This is a genomic window from Krasilnikovia sp. MM14-A1004 (genome assembly GCF_047159485.1).
Taxonomy (GTDB): domain Bacteria; phylum Actinomycetota; class Actinomycetes; order Mycobacteriales; family Micromonosporaceae; genus Actinoplanes.
Window position 1 is genome coordinate 928,134 of record NZ_AP038773.1, and the last position, 18,089, is coordinate 946,222.

Annotated in this window: 13 protein-coding genes; 7 read left to right on the forward strand and 6 right to left on the reverse strand. The window is 72.4% G+C overall.

Going from position 1 to position 18,089, the window contains the following annotated elements; translation table 11 throughout:
- The first annotated feature begins 25 nt into the window (after positions 1-25).
- The 5 genes from ACMCNN_RS04400 to ACMCNN_RS04420 all read left to right on the forward strand — a co-directional run bounded on the left by ACMCNN_RS04400 (position 26) and on the right by ACMCNN_RS04420 (position 9,529).
- Positions 26-3,394, forward strand: coding sequence for an efflux RND transporter permease subunit (locus ACMCNN_RS04400; protein ID WP_412744890.1), 3,369 nt, complete (start codon positions 26-28; stop codon positions 3,392-3,394).
- Between the two features lie 52 nt (positions 3,395-3,446).
- Complete coding sequence (locus ACMCNN_RS04405; protein ID WP_412744891.1) at positions 3,447-4,667, forward strand: MFS transporter; 1,221 nt, start codon at positions 3,447-3,449, stop codon at positions 4,665-4,667.
- A 152-nt stretch (positions 4,668-4,819) separates the two neighbouring features.
- The gene (gene thrB / locus ACMCNN_RS04410) at positions 4,820-5,764 is read left to right on the forward strand and encodes a homoserine kinase (protein ID WP_412744892.1); all 945 of its coding nucleotides are present in this window, start codon (positions 4,820-4,822) and stop codon (positions 5,762-5,764) included.
- A gap of 296 nt (positions 5,765-6,060) precedes the next feature.
- Entirely contained in the window at positions 6,061-8,106 is a 2,046-nt protein-coding gene (rho, locus tag ACMCNN_RS04415) for a transcription termination factor Rho (protein WP_412744893.1), read from the forward strand.
- Positions 8,107-8,326: 220 nt separating this feature from the next.
- Positions 8,327-9,529 (forward strand): nitric oxide synthase oxygenase, encoded by a 1,203-nt coding sequence (locus ACMCNN_RS04420; protein WP_412744894.1) that lies wholly within the window; start codon positions 8,327-8,329, stop codon positions 9,527-9,529.
- On the opposite strand, the gene ACMCNN_RS04425 is transcribed toward ACMCNN_RS04420, so the two are convergent.
- The 3 genes from ACMCNN_RS04425 to ACMCNN_RS04435 are packed head-to-tail and all read right to left on the reverse strand — an operon-like array spanning position 9,530 to position 12,113.
- Positions 9,530-10,147: an RNA ligase family protein gene (locus ACMCNN_RS04425; RefSeq protein WP_412744895.1), complete on the reverse strand. Its 618-nt coding sequence runs from the start codon at positions 10,145-10,147 to the stop codon at positions 9,530-9,532.
- Positions 10,148-10,149: 2 nt separating this feature from the next.
- On the reverse strand, positions 10,150-11,046 hold the full coding sequence (locus tag ACMCNN_RS04430; RefSeq protein WP_412744896.1) for an AAA family ATPase: 897 nt from the start codon (positions 11,044-11,046) through the stop codon (positions 10,150-10,152).
- Entirely contained in the window at positions 11,043-12,113 is a 1,071-nt protein-coding gene (locus ACMCNN_RS04435) for an RNA ligase (protein WP_412744897.1), read from the reverse strand. Before ACMCNN_RS04435 ends, ACMCNN_RS04430 begins: the two co-directional genes overlap by 4 nt.
- A gap of 316 nt (positions 12,114-12,429) precedes the next feature.
- On the opposite strand from ACMCNN_RS04435, the gene rpmE reads away from it, so the two are divergent.
- On the forward strand, positions 12,430-12,654 hold the full coding sequence (rpmE, locus tag ACMCNN_RS04440) for a 50S ribosomal protein L31 (RefSeq protein WP_412744898.1): 225 nt from the start codon (positions 12,430-12,432) through the stop codon (positions 12,652-12,654).
- An 81-nt stretch (positions 12,655-12,735) separates the two neighbouring features.
- Positions 12,736-13,827 (forward strand): peptide chain release factor 1, encoded by a 1,092-nt coding sequence (gene prfA / locus ACMCNN_RS04445; RefSeq protein ID WP_412744899.1) that lies wholly within the window; start codon positions 12,736-12,738, stop codon positions 13,825-13,827.
- Here the strand turns inward: prfA and ACMCNN_RS04450 are convergent.
- Genes ACMCNN_RS04450 through ACMCNN_RS04460 form a run of 3 tightly spaced genes read right to left on the reverse strand, consistent with a single transcriptional unit; the run spans position 13,811 to position 18,016 of the window.
- Positions 13,811-15,148 (reverse strand): hypothetical protein, encoded by a 1,338-nt coding sequence (locus ACMCNN_RS04450; RefSeq protein ID WP_412744900.1) that lies wholly within the window; start codon positions 15,146-15,148, stop codon positions 13,811-13,813. The genes prfA and ACMCNN_RS04450 overlap by 17 nt on opposite strands.
- On the reverse strand, positions 15,145-16,506 hold the full coding sequence (locus ACMCNN_RS04455; RefSeq protein WP_412744901.1) for a PQQ-binding-like beta-propeller repeat protein: 1,362 nt from the start codon (positions 16,504-16,506) through the stop codon (positions 15,145-15,147). Before ACMCNN_RS04455 ends, ACMCNN_RS04450 begins: the two co-directional genes overlap by 4 nt.
- Positions 16,507-16,510: 4 nt before the next feature.
- On the reverse strand, positions 16,511-18,016 hold the full coding sequence (locus ACMCNN_RS04460) for a diguanylate cyclase domain-containing protein (RefSeq protein WP_412744902.1): 1,506 nt from the start codon (positions 18,014-18,016) through the stop codon (positions 16,511-16,513).
- Positions 18,017-18,089: the final 73 nt, after the last annotated feature.

An 18,089-nucleotide genomic window follows, 5' to 3' on the forward strand; every position in this document is an offset into this window, starting at 1 on the left:
CTGGCCGAATCGACTCGGGGGAATCATGTCGCTGCTGACCCGGCTCAGTCTCGCCAACCGAGTGCTCGTCGCCCTGATCGCCCTCGTGGTGACCGGCTTCGGGATCTACGCCATCCCGTCGCTCAAGCAGCAGCTGCTGCCCTCGCTGGAGTTTCCGGGAGCGTTCATCGGCGCCACCCTGCCCGGCGCCAGCCCGGAGATCATCGAGGAGCAGATCACCCGGCCCATCGAGGACGCGGTCAAGGGCGCCGACGGTCTGGAGAGCATCCAGTCCACGACCCGCCAGGGCTCGGCCACCATCCAGGTGATGTTCGCGTTCGGCACCGACCTGGACAGCGCGGTCAACCAGCTCACCACGTCTGTCAACCGGATCCAGCCCACGCTCCCGGCCGGCGTCACGCCGACCATCTTCGCGGGCAGCACCGACGACATCCCCGCGATCGTGCTGGCCGCGTCCGGGGGCACCAACCAGGCCGAACTGGCGGACACGCTCGCCAAGACCGTCGTGCCGCAGCTCAGCGCGATCGACGGCGTCCGTTCGGTGAACGTCACCGGCGGGCGCAAGGAGCAGGTCGTCATCACCCCGGACCGGGCGAAGATGGCAGCGGCCGGGGTCGACCCGAGCTCGCTGGTCACGATCCTGCAGGCCAACGGCATCTCGGTGCCGGCGGGCGCGGTCACCGACGGCAGCCGCTCGCTGAGTGTGCAGGTCGGCACCCCGATCACCTCGGTGCAGCAGGTCCGCGACCTCTATGTGACCGGCGCGCGCGGCCCGGTGAAGCTGGGCGACATCGCCACGGTCGAGAGCACGCTGGCCACCGCCACCTCGTACACCCGTACCGACGGGGTCGACAGCCTCGGCATCGAGGTCACCGCGGCGCCGGACGGCAACCCCGTACTGATCTCCGATCAGGTCCGGGCCCAGCTCGACGACCTGGAGAAGAGCTCCGGGGCGAAGCTCACCGTGATCAGCGACCAGGCGCCGTTCGTCGAGCGGTCCATCAAGAGCCTCACCACCGAGGGCCTGCTCGGCCTGCTCATGGCGGTCATCGTCATCCTGGTCTTCCTGATGTCGGTCCGCTCCACGCTGGTCACCGCGGTCTCCATCCCGCTGTCCGTGCTGGTCGCGCTGATCGCGCTGTGGGTCGGCGACTATTCGCTGAACCTGTTGACGCTCGGGGCGCTGACCATCGCGGTCGGCCGGGTCGTCGACGACTCGATCGTCGTGCTGGAGAACATCAAACGACATCTCGGGTACGGCGAGGAGAAGGTGCACGCCATCACCGGCGCGGTGAAGGAGGTCGCCGGCGCGGTGACCGCCTCGACGCTCACCACGGTCGCGGTGTTCGCGCCGATCGCGCTGGTCGGCGGGTTCGTGGGTCAGTTGTTCGCGCCGTTCGCCATCACGGTCACGGTGGCGCTGCTGGCCTCGCTGCTGGTGTCGCTGACCGTCATCCCGGTGCTGGCGTACTGGTTCCTGCGCCCGGCCGCCGGCGGCAGCGAGGCCCCCGAGGTACGCGCGGCCGCCGAGGCGAAGGAGCGGCGCAGCCCGCTGCAGCGCACCTACCTGCCGGTGATCCGTTTCGCCACCAAGCGCCGGTGGACCACCGTGGCCATCGGTGTCGTGATCCTCGTGGGCACGCTGGGCCTGAGCACGAAGCTGGAGACGAACTTCCTCGACCAGTCCGGCCAGAACACCATCCAGATCAGCCAGCAGCTGCCCGCGGGCACCAGCCTCGCGGCCACCGACGCGGCGGCCCGGCAGGTAGAGGGGGTGTTGAAGCAGCTCTCGGATGTGGACACCTACCAGGTGACCGTCGGCAACGGCACGTTCAACCCGTTCGCGGGTGCGTCCGATGCCAGCGGCGCCAACTTCATCGTGCAGCTCGACACGGACGCCGACGCCGAAGTGGTCTCCAAGGAATTGCGGACCACGCTCGACGGCATGACCGGCATCGGCGAGGTGACCGTCGGCGGCGACAGCGGTTCGGGCTTCAACGCCGACCAGTTGTCGGTCACCGTCAAGGCCGCCGACCCCGCCGTGCTCGCTACCGCCACCGAGCAGGTCCGTCAGGCGATGGCCGCCACCAAGGGCGTCACGGACGTCGGCACCAACCTCGCCGCCAGCGTGCCGCGCCTCGACGTGAAGGTCGACCGTGCGGCCGCCGCGCGGGCCGGGCTGACCGAGGCGTCGATCGCCCGCTCGGTGGCGGGCGCGTTCCGTCCGGCGCCCGCCGGGCAGATCACCATCGACAGCGAGACCCGCGACGTCGTCATCTCCCTGGGTACGCCGCCCGCGAACGCCGATGCGCTGCGCAAGCTGCCGCTGCCCACCGCCAAGGGTGTCGTCCCGCTGGACAGCGTCGCCGACGTCACCGAGACCTCCGGTCCCGAGGAGGTCACCCGCATCGACGGCAACCGCAGCGCCACGGTCACCGGCACGGCCACGGGCTCCGACGTCGGCGCCACCACCCGGGAGCTGACGAAGAAGCTGGACGCGCTGACCCTGCCGGCCGGTGCGACGAAGGAGATCGGCGGCGTCAGCCAGCAGCAGAAGGACGCGTTCGGCGACCTCGGGCTCGCCGTGCTGGCGGCCATCGCGATCGTCTTCGTCATCATGGTGGCGACGCTGCGCAGCCTGGTGCAGCCGCTGGTGCTGCTGGTGTCGATCCCGTTCGCGGCCACCGGTGCCATCGCCCTGCTGCTGATCACCGGGACCCCGCTCGGCGTGCCCGCGCTGATCGGCGTACTGATGCTGGTGGGCATCGTGGTCACCAACGCCATCGTGCTGATGGACCTCATCAACCACTACCGCCGCGCGGGCATGGGTGTGCAGGAGGCGGTCGTCGAGGGTGGCCGGCACCGGCTGCGGCCGATCCTCATGACCGCCATCGCGACCATCTTCGCGCTGCTGCCGATGGCGCTGGGTCTCACCGGCGAGGGCGGGTTCATCTCCCAGCCACTGGCCATTGTGGTGATCGGCGGCCTGGTCAGCTCCACGTTGCTGACGCTGGTGCTGGTGCCGACGCTGTACACGATGGTCGAGAACCGCAAGGAGCGGTCGCGGGCCAAGCGGGCACAGCGGCGGGCGCGCAAGTCGGGCGGGGACGCGCCGCGGCACGCCGCCGACGAGTCCGCCCCGGCCACCGCCGCGGTGGAGACTCCGGATTCCGGCGGCGGTGCGCACGAGGCTCCCGAGCCGGTGCACTCCAGCACGACCCCGCCGGTGGTGACGAAGCCGGTGGCCGAGCCGCCGTCGGTGGCCAAGCCGGAGATCGCCCAGCAGGAGACCACCCAGCAGGAGACCACCCAGCCCGGCGGTGCCCTGCGCGGGTACACGGACCAGTTCGAGGTGCTGCGGATGCCGCGTCGCCCGGAGGCGCCGCCCGCCTGAGCGCACCCACCGGCCGCGCCCTGTCCGGGGCGCGGCCGGTAGGTTGCCGTACGTGGCCAGTTCGCTGTCGGTCCTTACCCGGAACCGTGACTTCCGTCGCCTGTTCGGCGCCGAGCTCGTCGTGTTCGGCTCCGACTGGTTCGTCATGGTTCCGCTGCTCGTGCTGCTGCCGCAGCTGACCGGCAGCGGGGTGTGGGGCGCGCTCGTGCTGGCCGCCGACACCGGGATCAACGCGCTGCTGCTGCCGTACACCGGGACGGTGGCCGACCGCATCGACCGGCGGATCATTCTGGTGGCGGCCAACCTGTCCGCACTGGCCGCGATGCTGCTGCTGTTCGCGGTCCGTTCCCCGGCCACCGCTCCGCTGGCCCTGGTCGCCGTGGGTGCCGTGGCGGTCGCCAAGGCGTTCTACTCGCCCGCGGCGTCCGCGGCGCTGCCCAACGTCGTCGACCCGGACGACCTGGCCGCCGCGAACGCGGTCGCCGGGTCCGCCTGGGGCACCATGACCATCGTCGGTGCCTCGCTCGGGGGCGTGTTCAGCAGCCTGTTCGGCCCGTACGTGAGCTTCGCCGTGGCCGCCGCCAGCCTGGCCCTGGCCGCGCTGCTCACGTCGCTGATCCGCCGCCCGTTGCAGGCAGCGCGCGAGACCCCGCCGCCGCGGGCCTGGCCCGCACTGGTCGAGGCGTTGCGGTACATCGCCGTACGGCCGCGGATCCGGGCCCTGGTCACTGTGAAATCCGCGGTGGGCCTCGGCAACGGGGTCCTGACGGTGTTTCCGCTGCTGGCCGCGCTGTACGGCGTAGGCCCCCTGGGCACCGGCCTGCTGTTCGCGGTACGCGGCGCGGGCGCCCTGGTCGGCCCGCTGCTGATGCGCCGGGTGCTGGGCCACCGCAGCTGGCTGCTCCCCGGCCTGGCCCTGTCCATGAGCCTGTACGGTCTCGGCTACCTCGGTGTGGCCGTGGCCCCGTGGTTCTGGCTGGTGCTGGTGCTGGTGTTCGTGGCCCACTTCGCGGGCGGCACGAACTGGGTGCTGTCCAACTACGCGTTGCAGGGCGAGGTACCGGACCGGCTGCGCGGCCGGGTGTTCGCCACGGACATGATGCTGGCGACGCTGGCCATCGCGGCGAGCCAGCTGGGCGCGGCCGCGGTGGTGGACCACGTCAGCGAACAGGCCATACTCGCGGGCTGCAGCCTGATCACGCTGACGTACGCGGTCGGCTGGCGCATCGCCACCCGCCGGCTGTCGCTGAGCCCGGCCCCGACGACCGGCTGAGCCGCCCGCCCGATCGGGCACTATCCGCTGCCTGTCAGGGTGAATCCGGTCACCCCAACGGCCATCAACGGGTGGGTGGGCACCGACAACGGCGGCGACACTCCCGCGCACGCGGGTCATCACCGTCGATGATCACCACCTAGGCTGGGGCGATGCGACCGACCTTCGTCTCCGAGCCGGTGCACGTACGGACGCCGGCGACCAGCGCCAACCTCGGGCCCGGCTTCGACGCTCTGGGTCTCGCCCTCGGTCTGCACGACGATCTCAGCGCCCGCGTGACCGGTGACGGATTCACGGTCGAGGTCTCCGGTGAGGGCGCGGGCGAGCTGCCCACCGACGAGCGCCACCTGGTGGTCCGCGCGATGCTGGCGGCCTTCGACGAGCTGGGGGCCCGTCCCGCCGGGGTGGCCGTGCAGTGCGTCAACCGCATCCCGCAGGCGCGGGGCATGGGTTCCTCGTCCGCCGCGATCGTGGGCGGGGTGCTGCTGGCCCGGGCCCTGGTGGCGGACGGTGCCGACCGGATGGACGACGCGGCGGCGCTGCGCGTGGCGGCGCGGCTGGAGGGCCACCCGGACAACGTGGCGCCCTGCCTGCTCGGCGGGTTCACGATCGCCTGGACCGAGGCGGGCGGGGCGCGGGCGGTGCGGCTGGCGACCGCCGAGGGCGTACGTCCGACTGTTTTCGTGCCGGCCGAACGCGGCCTGACCGCGACCGCGCGGGCCGCGCTGCCGCCGCAGGTGCCGCACGCGGACGCGGCGTTCAACGCGGCCCGTTCGGCGCTGCTGGTGCACGCGCTGACGGCCGCGCCGGAGCTGTTGCTCCCAGCCACCGAGGACCGGCTCCACCAGGGCTTTCGTGCGCCCGCGATGCCGGGTACGGCGTCGCTGGTCGCGGGCCTGCGGGCGGCCGGGGTGGCGGCCGTGGTGAGCGGTGCAGGGCCCAGCGTGCTGGCGCTGACCCCTGTTCCGGAGGACTTCCACCCCGGGTCGGCGTGGCGCGCCGAGACGCTGGGCGTGGATGTCGGCGGTGCTCTTGCCAGAGGGGGTATGGTGGAACACGCCGAGCGGGGCCCTGTTGCCGCAGGTCGCACGAGTTGACTACGCTCAAGACCTAGCACAGCCGCGAAGCAAGCGATCTCTGCGGTTCGGCGCGCACCCCCGAGACTGTCGGCGATCTTGCCGGTCTCATCTCTCATCAAGGCACACGTCGAACAGCAGTTCTTCAGATCGGTGCACTCGCCGAGACCTACCCGTCATCGCCTGACGGGTCGGGACACCGTCGAGCTGCCGTGCTGCAAACTCCCGCGCCGCTCACGCGAAGCGGGTTCCGAGGGCACCCGGCCACCAGGCTGCAGACCCGGGTGGTCTTGGCTTTTTTCGACGGAAGGAATCCATTGAGCGACACCACCGACGTGACGTCGGGTGTTTCTGACGTCGCTGACGACGCCACCAGCGCCACGGTCACTCGTCGCCGCCGCGGCGGCACCGGGCTGTCCGCGATGCTGCTGCCCGAGCTGCAGAGCCTCGCCGCCTCCCTCGGCATCTCCGGCACCGCCCGGATGCGCAAGGGCGAGCTGATCGCCGCCATCACGGAGCGCCAGAGCGGCGGGGCCGCCCAGAGCGGCGGCGCTGCGGCCGCGGGCGCCCAGGGCGGGGCGACGCCGCGCCAGCGGGCTACGAACGGGGCCAAGGGCACGACCGCGGAGGCTGCGGCGGAGCGTTCCGAGGGGCGCCCGGCGTCGTCCGGAGCGGGCCAGGCGGCCGAGTCCCAGCCGGTCGCCGCGGCCCAGTCCGCGACGGCCCAGCCGGCGACCTCCCAGCCTGCCACCTCCCAGTCCGCGACCGCCCAGTCCGCGACGGCCCAGTCCGCGACTGCTCAGTCCGCGACGGCCCAGTCCGCGACTGCTCAGCCCGCGACGGCGGAGCCCGCCACCGAAGGCGACGGGGGCCGGCGGCGCCGCGAGTCCGGCGGCGAGCAGGGCGGCCGGGAGTCCGGCCAGTCCGAGGGGCGTGCCGAGGGTGAGCGCGGGGACCGCGGCGACCGGCCCGAACGCGAGCCGCGCAGCCGGGACCGTCAGCGCAACCAGCGGGGCGAGGGTAACGAGCGGGGCGAGCGCAACGAGCGGGGCGATCGTGGCCCGCGCAACGAGTCCCACGACTCCGACGACGAGAACGACGGCGGCGAGGGCGGACGGCGGAGCCGTCGCAGCCGCTTCCGCGACCGGCGGCGGGGTCGCGGCGACCGGGAGACCGGCGAGGGCCAGCGCGACGGCGGCCGCGAGCCCCACGTCGCCGAGGACGACGTCCTCGTGCCGGTGGCGGGCATCCTGGACGTGCTGGACAACTACGCGTTCGTCCGCACCACCGGCTACCTGTCCGGCCCGAACGACGTGTACGTCTCGATGTCGCAGGTCAAGAAGCACGGTCTGCGCCGCGGCGACGCGGTGACCGGCGCCGTACGCGCCACCGCCCGCGAGGGCGACTCGTCGCAGCGCCGGGACAAGTACAACCCGCTCGTGCGGCTGGACACCATCAACGGCATGGAGCCGGAGGAGGCCCGGCGCCGGCCGGAGTTCTACAAGCTCACGCCGCTGTACCCGCAGGAGCGTCTGCGCCTGGAGACCGAGCCGCACATCCTCACCACCCGGGTCATCGACCTGGTCATGCCGATCGGCAAGGGTCAGCGCGCGCTGATCGTCTCGCCGCCGAAGGCCGGTAAGACGATGGTGCTGCAGGCGCTGGCCAACGCGATCACCCGCAACAACCCCGAGTGCCACCTCATGGTCGTGCTGGTCGACGAGCGGCCCGAAGAGGTCACGGACATGCAGCGCTCGGTGAAGGGCGAGGTCATCGCCGCGACCTTCGACCGGCCGCCGTCCGACCACACCACGGTCGCGGAGCTGGCCATCGAGCGGGCCAAGCGCCTGGTCGAGCTGGGTCACGACGTGGTCGTGCTGCTCGACTCGGTGACCCGGCTCGGGCGCTCGTACAACCTGGCGGCGCCGGCCAGCGGCCGGATCATGTCGGGTGGTATCGACTCGACAGCGCTGTACCCGCCGAAGCGGTTCCTCGGCGCGGCCCGCAACATCGAGAACGGCGGCTCGCTGACCATCCTGGCGACCGCCCTGGTCGAGACCGGCTCGATGATGGACACGGTGATCTTCGAGGAGTTCAAGGGCACGGGTAACGCCGAGCTCAAGCTCGACCGGAAGATCGCGGACAAGCGGACGTTCCCGGCGGTCGACGTGTCGGCCTCGGGCACCCGCAAGGAGGAGATCCTGCTGGGCAAGGAGGAGCTGGCCATCGTGCACAAGCTCCGCAAGGTGCTCTCCTCGCTGGAGTCCACCGCGGCCCTGGATCTGTTGCTCGACCGGCTCAAGCAGACCCGGACGAACATCGAGTTCCTCATGCAGATCGCGAAGTCGACGCCGGGCGAGTAGTCGCCGGAGTGCACAAGGGAGCGGTCACCCGTCGGGTGGCCGCTCCCTTCGCGTAACAGCCTTGTCGATTGCGTGACACATCAACGTCGCACACGTTGTCTGACGCCGCGGGCTCTGCTGCAACTTGCACGTCCGGTTCGCGGCATTAGGACGGAATGCTGTCCTGTTCAGCGGTCCGTCCTCGTGCGAACCTCCCGGAGTCGAGTCGTGGGAGGCGCCGATGAACGTGCCCGGATACCGGGATCAACCGACCGAGCCGTGGGACCCGATCGCGCCCGTCGATCCCGGCGAGGCCGAGGACTTCCTGCGCCGCTGCTACACGGAGAACCCGAGGCTCGGCCCGGTGGAACCCCGCCTGGCCGTCGTGCGCGCGCAGATCGCGGCGACCGGCGGCTATGTGCACACCACCGACGAGCTCACGTACGGCGCGAAGATGGCGTGGCGCAACGCCAGCCGGTGCATCGGCCGGCTGTACTGGCGCAGCCTGGTGGTGCTGGACCGCCGCCGCGCGCGTACCGCCGACGAGATCTTCTCGCTGCTCGTGGCGCACCTGCAGCTCGCCGGTGGTGCCGGGCGCGGCACGGAGGGGCAGAAGGCGCCCGGCGCGATCCGGCCCGTGATCAGCGTCTTCGCCGCCGCCCAGCCCGGCCAGCCGTACGCCCGGGTGTGGAACGAACAGCTCATCCGGTACGCCGGGTACCGCCAGGCGGGCGGCGGCTGCGTGGGTGACCCGCGGCAGGTCGGCTTCACCGCCGCGATGCAGGGCTTCGGCTGGCGGGGCAAGGGTGAGGCGTTCGACGTGCTGCCACTGGCGATCGAGACACCCACCGAGGGCGTCCGCCTGTACGAGCTGCCCGACCGCGCGGTCCTGGAGGTACCCCTGTCCCACCCCGAGTACGGCTGGTTCGCCGAACTGGGGCTGCGCTGGCACGCCGTCCCCGCGATCGCCAACATGCGGCTGACCATCGGCGGGGTGCAGTACCCGCTCGCCCCGTTCAACGGCTGGTACATGAGCACCGAGATCGGCGCCCGCAACTTCGCCGACGCCGACCGGTACGACCTGCTGCCGACCGTGGCGGCCCGGCTCGGTCTCGACGTGAGCCGGGAGTCGACGCTGTGGCGGGACCGGGCGCTGGTCGAGCTCAACCGGGCCGTGCTGTATTCGTACGAGCGGGCCGGGGTGAAGATGAGCGACCACCACACCGAGTCGGCCCGGTTCGTGGCGCATCTGCGCAACGAGGAGAAGGCGGGCCGGGAGGTGCCCGCGGACTGGACGTGGATCGTGCCGCCGATGTCCGGATCGCTCACCCCGGTCTTCCACCGCTACTACGCCGAGATGGATCTGCGGCCCGCGTTCTATCTCGACGAGGAGGCGGCATCGCTGGCCCGCGACGGCACCCGGGGGTGTCCGTACCCGGGCTGATCAGGCGAAGCCGTTGACCGCGAAGTCGTCGCGGTGGCGCCAGGAGGCTTCGGTGCGTACGTGGTTCGCCCGTACCCATTTGAGGACCCGCGTGTCGAACTCGGCGGCGGGGATGCGGCCCGCGCTGCGCACCACGAAGCCCTCCGAGGTCTCGGCGTCGCGCTGGCCCGCCCACGCCGCGCGGGCCTCGCGCAGGCTGCCCCCGCGGTACAGCACCGGCACCATGGGCAGCTCCAGACGCTGCGCCCAGTCCACAGTGTCGTCCCAACCCAGCAGCGTGTCCGTCTCGTCCCAGATGCCGAAGACGATGAACACCCCCGGCAGATCCGTGTACGCGATGCTGCGCCGCGCCCACATCGACTCCCCGCACACCCGCCAGTGATCCGGGATGCGGTGCGAGGTCATCGCCCACAGCGCCTTCGCGGGACGGTCCCACGGCTGGGTGCCCGAGTCGAGCGAACGGGCGTACATGGTGTCGCGGGTGAAGGTGAGGTTGCCCCCGTCCAGCTTCTCCGTCACCACCAGCTCACCGTCCAACCAGGACAGATCGTCCTGGATCCGGTCGTCGCCGGTGGCGCCAGGGGAGTCGGGCAGGTGGAAGGTGCGGGGGTACTTCACCGTCAGAAGTCTCCCTCGGCCACCTGGAAGACTGTCAGGCCCAGCTCCCGCCACATCCGCACCACCTGCTGGCGGTCGTCGAAGACGCCGACCACCCGCCAGCGCTCCCGGATCTCGGTGTCGAAGATCTCCCGCTTGACGATCGAGTCCTTGCGGGAGTCGCCCTCCGGCCGCATGAATAGCGCCTCGTACGGCACGCCGACGTACAGCTCCAGCCACGCCTCGGTCTCCGCCCGGCACACCGCGTCGCGGCCGGAGCAGAAGACGATCGCGTTGCCTGCTGCGTGCATCGCCCGCACGGCCTCGATGACCGCGTGGTTCGGCCGGTCCTCGCCGACCCGGCGCCAGTCGAACGGGCTCCGCCCGTCCATCAGCGCGACAGTGCCGTCGATGTCGACCAGCACCACCGGCGGCAGCGTGTCGTCCGGCTCGTACACGACGCCGGGGCCGCCGCGCTCCACGTACGGCACCGGCAGCGGCAGGTTGCGCCCGGCCAGGTAGCGCTTGTGCATGCGGCGGATCGCGTCCTCGCCGACCCGGTCCTGCTCGTCGCGGACCGCGTCGCGGCGGATGCACTCGTCCAGCGGTACGTCGGTGAAGTCGTGCACCTCGAACGAGGCATTGAACCGGGCGGCCAGTTCCGCCCACTCCTTGACCGTCTTTCCGCGCAGGTTCGTGTCGTCGACGATCACATCGGCGCGGGCGCGCAGCAGCGCCTCCACGGCCGCCCGCTGGGCGTGGGTGACCTGCGCCTCCGCGGTCTGGGTGAACAGCCGCGTGCCGTGCAGCATGCGCCGCAGGTCATCCCGGTTCACCCGGACGACCTGCGGCTGCAGCTTGCGCGCGAAGGTGGTCTTCCCGGAGGCGGGCAGCCCGCGGGTGATCAGCAGCCTCGTCATTCCTCATCCACTCGGTTGGTCCGGTCGCCGGCCGGGCGGACCGCCTGCCACAGGCCCGGACGGTAGTCCTTGCCGTCGAGGCGCTGGAACAGGGCGCCCCGGTGCGGGCTGCGTACCGCCTGCGCCGCGAACTCGCGCCGGGACCAGCCGGTCGGCAGGTCCGCGACGATCCGGGCGTACTCGTCCTCGATCTGGGCCGCGAGCGCGTCCACCGCGGCGGTGAGTTCGGCCGCCACGCCCTTGACCCAGGCGTGGAACTCGTCCGGCAGCGGCTCGGTCAGCGCGTCCAGGCCGTCACCGGCCGCCAGCACCTCCCAGACGGTACGCGGGGTCAGACCGGTCACCAGGCGGTGCAGCCGGACGTACTCTGCATATTTGATCTTCACTCGCTCGTCGGTGTCCGTGAGGTGCACGACCAGGCCCTCGCGGCCCGCCCGCGGCGGCGCCGCGAGCGCCTCCGCCAGGGTGGCGTAGCCGAACGCATCGACCACCGGGCCGGGCCAGCCCGGCACCGCGGCCGGGCCGTGGGTGCGGCCGGTCGCGATCTCCACCGCGCCGAGCAGGATCAGGTCGTTCAGGCCGCCGTAGTCGACCACGATGCGGTTCTCCGGGTACACGATCTCGACCAGTACGGTCAGGCCGTCGGGCGGCGTGAAACCGGGGTACCGGCGGCGCAGCAGCGCGGTGGCGTGCTTGGCCTGGTCCGAGGCGAACGAGCCGCGCGTGGCGACGGCGACCGTGTCGCCGTCGCGGAAGATCACGCCGAGGCTGCCGTCGGCCTTGTCCGTCACGAACACCGGTGCCTCCGGGCGCAGCGCGGGAGCGTGCGACTCGGTGTGGTTGAAGAACTTCGGGAACGGCCGGGCCAGCACCCGCCCGGTCGTCTCGTCCACCACCAGTCCGCGGCAGGCCAGGGTCACCGGCGTCCAGGCGCCGGAGTACTGGCAGGCCTCGGTGTAGTTGTAGATCACGTACGGCCGCTCGGGGTGACGCTGCGTCCGCACGTGTCCGTTATCGACCGCCGAGGCCAGTTCGGCCAGGTCGAGGACGTCGGCCAGCAGCGTCATGACGGGGTCCTTCCGGGAGGTCTGCGGTGAGGGCCGCTCACGTTATCGGCGGCCGTGGGGCATACGCCTCCCGTTTTCGATCAAGAATTGACCCCGCCCGGGTCGTCGCTGGCGCGCGGGAATGCGGTGGGGGAGTGCGGCGTTGGGCAGGGCGTACCGGTGCCCGCCTCCTGATTTCTGCTCAACTGGGGTGGCATGGCACACTGGTTCATCGGCCAGCAGTAGGTTCCGGTTCACGCCCGAGCCGTCACGCCCACCGGGGCGGGCGGTGCCGACGGCGACCCGGCGACCTCACCATCGAGAGGGACCGACAGACATGAAGAGCGGCATCCACCCGGAGTACAAGGCGACTGAGGTCGTCTGCTCCTGCGGTAACACCTTCACGACCCGCAGCACCGTCAAGAGCGGCGAGATCCGCGTCGAGACCTGCAGCGCCTGCCACCCGTTCTACACGGGCAAGCAGCGCGTGCTGGACACCGCGGGCCGGGTCGCGAAGTTCCAGGCCAAGTACGCCAAGGTCAACGCGGGCAAGAAGAAGTAGCTTCGCCGACGGCGCCCGCCCCGGGAGATCCGGGGCCGGGCGCCGTTCGCATGTGTGCGGACCTGCGTGGGGAGAGAACGCGTGAGCAACGACCGGCTGACCACCCTGCTAGCGGAGTACGCCGAGCTGGAGAAGCGGATGGAGGACCCGTCCATCCACGCCGACCAGGCCCTGGTACGCCGGGTCGGGCGCCGCTTCGCCGAGCTGGCCCCGCTGCACGCCGCCCACGCCGAGCTGGAGGCCGCCCGCGCCGACCTGGTGGCCGCCCGGGAACTGGCCGCCGAGGACCCCGCGTTCGCCGGTGAGGCCGACGCGGTGGCGGCGACGCTGCCCGCCCTGGAGGAGCGGCTCGGCGAGATGCTCATCCCGCGCGACCCGCACGACGCCAAGGACGTGATCCTGGAGATCAAGGCGGGCGAGGGTGGCCAGGAGTCCGCCCTGTTCGCGGGCGACCTGCTGCGCATGTACACCCGGTACGCCGAGCGCCGCGGCTGGGTCGTCGAGGTCATCGACGCCCAGGAGTCCGACCTGGGCGGGGTCAAGGACGTCTCCGTGGCGGTGAAGACCAAGGGCATGCCCGAGGGCGGCCACGGCGTCTGGTCACGCCTGAAGTGGGAGGGCGGCGTGCACCGCGTCCAGCGGGTGCCGGTCACCGAGTCGCAGGGCCGCATCCACACCTCCGCCGCCGGGGTGCTCGTCCTGCCCGAGGCCGAGGACGTCGACGTGCAGATCGACGCGGGTGACATCCGGGTCGACGTGTTCCGCTCCTCCGGCCCCGGCGGGCAGTCGGTCAACACCACCGACTCGGCCGTCCGCATCACCCACCTGCCCACCGGCATCGTGGTCAGCTGCCAGAACGAGAAGAGCCAGCTGCAGAACCGGGAACAGGCCATGCGTATCCTGCGGGCCCGGCTGCTGGCCGTGGCGCAGGAGGAGGCCGACGCGGCCGCCTCGGACGCCCGCAAGGCGCAGGTGCGCACAGTGGACCGTTCGGAGCGCATCCGGACGTACAACTTCCCGCAGAACCGGATCACGGACCACCGGATCGGCTACACCGCGTACAACCTGGACCTGGCGCTCGGTGGCGAGCTGGACGGGGTGCTGGACGCCCTGGCCGAGGCCGACCGGGCCGCCCGCCTCGCCGGGGAGTCGGAGCTCAGCCGACGGCAGTGACGCTCAGCCTGCGGCGTGCCGTCTCGCAGATGAGCAGGTCACCGTCCAGCGTGCAGCCGTAGTCGGTGACCGCGTCGATGCTGCCGAGCGTGAACGTCTCGCCGGTGCCGGGGCGTACCCGGGTCACCACCGTGCGCCCGGCCGGGGTGACCGACGAGCTCAGCATCAGCTGGACCGTACCCGTTTCGTCCTCGACCGGTTTGCCGTCCAGCGTCGCGATGGGGCGGCCCGTGGCGGCGTCGATGATCCTCAGTGGCGATCCGTGGCCGCTGTCGATCGCCACCAGGCCGGGGCCGACGGTGCGGGTGAAGTCGCCGACGGCCTCCTGCCACCGTGCGGCGCCGGTGTCCCAGTCGTGGCCGGTGACGTCCCGATCGGTGGTTACGCAGAACACCGGGCCGCATCCGTCCACGCTGCCGGCGCGAATGTCCGTGCGCCAGCGTTCCCGCAGCGGCTGCCCGGCGTATCCGGCGATGATGGCCAGGGTCGGGGTCGAGTGCAGCACGTACAGCTGGTCGCCGTGCCATTCCAGGTGACTGAATGGGAATCCCGAGCCGGGCGGCCAGGCGACGGTCCCGCCGCCGATGTCCGCGCCGTCGTCCAGCCGGAGCAGGCGGGCCCGCCCGGCCCTGGTGACCGTGGCGACCCGGTCCGGCCGACGTGGGTCCGGCCCGATCGGGGAGACCATATCGGCTCCCGGCGTGGCGCGGCTCCACCGTTCCCGGCCGTCGCGGAGGCCGACCAGGCGTACCCGGTCAGCGCCCGGGCCGGTGCTGGGGTGATCGACCAGCAGCACGCCGTCGCGCGGGCCGGCCCAGGTGGGATCGCCCGCGCCGTGCCACAGTTCGGCGCCGGTCGCGGTGTCCACCGCTGTCGTCTGCGTGAACAGGTCCGGCAGCAGGACGCCGTCCCGTGGCCGTATCTCGCGCGGTGCGGACGGCAGCAGCACGACTCCGGACTCCGGCACCGCGATCACGTACGGGGCCCGGACGCCCAGCTCGCGGGACCAGCGCACCGCGCCGTCGGTGCGCCCGTACCCGGTGAGGCGGCGGACCGCTCCGCCGCTGTGCACCACGACCGTGTCCCCGGCCACCGCGAAGGAATCCTCCTCGCCGAGCGGGATGTCCCACAGCGCCCGCACCCCGCGCGGGGCGGGCGCGTGATCGGAGGAGGCGACCGTGACCAGGCACAGCACGGCGATCAGCGCCGCCATCGCGCGGCGCAGGTGGCGCCGGCCCCAGTCGGAGGCGCGCGGCGACGGAACGGGTGGGTCGTGGTCGTCGAGGCCGACGTACCCGAGTTCGATGACCGTCAAGCTCAACCGACCGCGGTGACCGTGAGTCGATCGTGCACCGATTGGCAGACCAGCAGATTCCGCTGGACCCGGCAGCCGTAGTCGGACGTCCCGTCGATCGTGCCGAGGTGGAACGTCTCCCCGGTCCGCAGATCCACCCTGCCCACCGCGGTCCGCCCGCCCGGTGACACCGTGCGGCTCAGCGCCAGCACTGCCGCGCCCGTGTCGTCCATGACGGGTTCGCCGTCGAGGGCGGCGACCGTCCTGCCGTCCTGCGCGTCGATGACCGTGTACTTCGAGCCCTCGGTGCCGTCCACCGCCAGCAGGTGGTCCCCGATCGACCGGGTGTAGTTGCTGGACCGGACGCGCCAGCGTTCGAGCCCGGTGTCCCAGTCGCGTCCGACGAGCGCGGCACCGGTGCTCATGCACCACACCGGCCCGCAGCCGTACGCGGCGACCGCGTCGGCATCGCGGACCCGCCACCGCTGCCGCAACGGCTGTCCGCCGTAGCCGGTCGCGGTCAGCCCGGTGTTCGTGCTCTGCATGACGGTCAGCTGCTGGCCGTGCCACTCCAGGCCGAGGAACGCGTTCGAGCCCGGAACGGCCGGCTCCGCGATCGTCCCGCCGCCGAGTTCCGCGCCGTCGGCCAGGCGCAGCAAGCGCACCTGCCCGGACGCGGTGACCGTGGCGACCCGGTCCGGCCGCCACGGGTCCGGACCGATCGTCGCGACCTGCAGGGCGCCCGGTGTGGCGCGGCTCCACAGGGTCCGCCCGTCGCGGCCGTTGACCAGGCGTACCCCGACCGCGGCGGCGCTGTCCGTGGCGTGGTCGACCATCAGCAGATGCTCACTCTCGCCGGGCAGATAGGCGAGGCTGGTCGCGGTGACGTCGCCGGGCGCGCGCCACAACTCCGCGCCGGTGGCCGCGTCGACCGCCACGGTCTCGGCGAAGAAGCTCTGCCGGTCGGCGGCGCCCGGCGTGGTCGGCAGGCTGCGCTCCCCGGAGGGCAGCAGCACGATCTCGGATCCGGCCGCCGCCATGATGAACGGTGCCGGGTGAGCCAGCTCGCGGGACCAGAGTTGCGTGCCGCGCACGAGGTCGTACCCGGCGAGCCGCTGGGTCGCTCCCTCGCTCAGGACCACCACCCTGTCCCTGGTCGTGGCGAAGGTGTCGCCTTGGAAGAAGAGGATCTCCCACTGGGCCCGCAGGCCGCGCGGCGCGGGCAGGTGATCCGACGCCGTCGCGGTGACCAGGCACAACGCGACCAGCAGCGCAGCGGTCAGGCGGCGCACATGACGCCGCCCCCAGTCCGCGGGGCGCAGCGGTGCCGGGTCCGGTAGCTCGTCGCCGCCGGAGCCCACGTAACCGAGCTCGATGACCGCCATGCGCTCAGGCCGGCTTCCGGTGCCCGGACGCGGCGGCCAGGGCGGCGGTCAGGGTACGGCCGTGCGTGCCCACCTCGGACCAGCCCGCGGCCACCCCGATCGGGGTGCCGGGCACCAGCGCCTGCCAGTTCTCGGCGGCGGCCGCGTTGGCGATCCGCCGGGACACCTCGGCGGCCTGGGTGTGCCCCGCGCCGGGCAGCACGATCACGAATTCGTCGCCCGCGAACCGCGCCACGAAGTCGCCGCGGCGCATCACCCGGCTCAGCACCCCCGCGATGCGCTGCAGCACCAGGTCGCCGGTGTGCCGGCCGTGCCGGGCGTTGACCTCGGTGAAGCCGACCAGGTCGCAGACGCCGACCGCGGCGCGCTCGCCGCGGGCCAGCATCGCGGCGACGTAGCGTTCCAGCTGGCGGCGGTTCGGCAGGCCGGTGAGCGGGTCGGTGAGGGTCTCGTCGCCGTACCGGCCGATGTCGCGCTGGGTCTCCTGGGCGTCCAGGCGGGCGGCGACCCCGTCCAGGAAGCCGTCGCGGAGCCGGTCGATGCGCTGGGCGGCGAGGCGGAACGCGTACCGGTCGGCGTGGTGGGCGGCGGCGTGGTCACCGGCCGAGGCGTGGCAGATGCTGCGCAGCCGGGCGGGCTCGGCGGGGCCGAGGATCTCCGGCGAGACCGGTACGGCGTCCAGCCGGCGCAGCGCCTCTGTCGGCCGTTGCGCGGCGATGTGCAGGCACACGCCGCCGAGGTGCTGCAGGTCGCGGGAGCGGACGCTGTCGCCGCCGTCGGCCAGCAGGGTGGCGATGTCCGCCCGGGTCGACTCGCCGAGGGCGGCGCGGCGGGCCAGCGCGTACCCGTAGACGGCCTTGCTGCTGGGGCGTAGCCGGGCGTCCGCGCCGGTGGCCACGTAGCGGGCCAGCTCGGCGTCGATGTCGCGCAGCACCCGCAGGCAGCCGTCGGTGTCGCCCTGGTGGTCGAGGGAGACCGCGTTGCGCAGCCGGATGCCGGGCGCGGCGAACAGCTCGCTGGCCATGCCGGAGGCCGCACCGACCTGCCGGGCCTGTTCGATCGCGGTCAGCGCGTGGCCGTGAAAACCCAGATACGAGTACGCCATGGCCAGGTCGTGCCAGCCCCAGGCGGTCTCCGCGTCGCCCTCGGGCACGGCCGCCAGCGACCGGGACGCCTGCACCAGATGGGTGACCCCCCGGTCCAGGTTGCCCTGCAGGTACGCGCCGAGCGCCGCGTACGCGTGCATCAGGCCCCGCAGGTACGGATCGGGGGTCTCGCGCACCGCGCCGGAGGCGGCCGTCATCGCCGGGCCCAGCTCGGCGACCCGGCCCAGGTTGATCAGCGCCCCGAAGCGCTGCACCAGCGCGTACGCCCGCGTCGTGGGGTCGGCCGTCACGTCGAGGACCCGGTCGAGCAGTGGCAGGGCCTCGGCCGACCGGCCACCCTGCTGCAACTGCCCCGCCTTGCGAAGCTCCTCGACGTTGTCCGCGAGCCGGTCCAACCAACTCACCGGCGGTCCTCCCCGGCATACGTTTGCCGAATCGGCGACCCGGCCGGCCACCCTCACATTCGACGTTTGATGA